General features: G+C 62.2%; 1 protein-coding gene. It reads left to right on the top strand.

All coding sequences use genetic code 11. The features are described 5' to 3' along the window. Positions 1-68: 68 nt before the first annotated feature. Positions 69-873 (top strand): IS5 family transposase (locus NKI20_RS33625; protein WP_352838296.1); only part of this gene is annotated, 805 nt, incomplete at its 3' end.

The raw sequence follows: 873 nt of genomic DNA, 5'->3' as shown, positions 1-873 counted from the left end.
AGAGACTGTTTTGAAAATCGGCTTGCCGGGGGGTTTCGTCTGAGGCTGGGTTATGATTCAAGCTTTAGATGTGGACAAAGCAGAGCCGTGGCCGGATGGCCCAGATCGCCAAGAAGACCAAGCGCTACCCGTCTGATTTGACGGACGAGGAGTGGGAGCAGTTCGCACCGCTGATGCCCAAGCCTGGGCGTCGCGGCCGTCCGCGCGAGGTTGATTTCCGCGAGGTGGTCAACGCCGTGCGCTACCTGGTCCGCTCGGGTTGCGGTTGGCGGATGCTGCCGATCCATTTCGGACCCTGGCAGACGGTCTACGGCTGGTTCCGCGAGTTGGCTCGGCGCTTTCTGTTCCAGACCATCCACGACGTGGCGCTGATGCTGGATCGCGAGCGAGCCGGGCGCGAGGCCAGTCCCACGGCTGGTGTGATCGACAGCCAGTCGGTCAAGGCTCCGCAAGCTGAAACAAGGGGTTATGACGCCGGCAAGAAGATTGTCGGCCGCAAGCGACACATTGCCGTCGATACGGATGGGCGGCTGTTGATGGTCAATCTCACCACCGCCGACATCTCCGACAGTGCCGGCGCTCAGGCGATCCTGGATGGTATCCGCAAGCGCTGGCCGTGGGTGAAGCATCTGTTCGCCGACGGCGCCTATGACCGGCTGAAGCTCATGGACAAAGCCACCTATCTCGACTTCGTGGTCGAGATCATCCGTCGATCCGACGACCAGAAGGGCTTCCAGGTCCTGCCCCGCCGCTGGGTCGTCGAGCGGACCTTCGGTTGGATGACGAGATGGCGCCGCCTCGTGCGCGACTACGAGCAGCGCATCGACGTCTCGCAAGCCATGATCCTTGTCGCAATGGGTGGCAATCTCATCC

This window comes from Mesorhizobium sp. M0830, from assembly GCF_040319965.1.
Classification (GTDB): domain Bacteria; phylum Pseudomonadota; class Alphaproteobacteria; order Rhizobiales; family Rhizobiaceae; genus Mesorhizobium.
The sequence above is the reverse complement of the archived record's forward strand: the minus strand, read 5'-3'. Positions and strand labels throughout refer to the sequence as shown.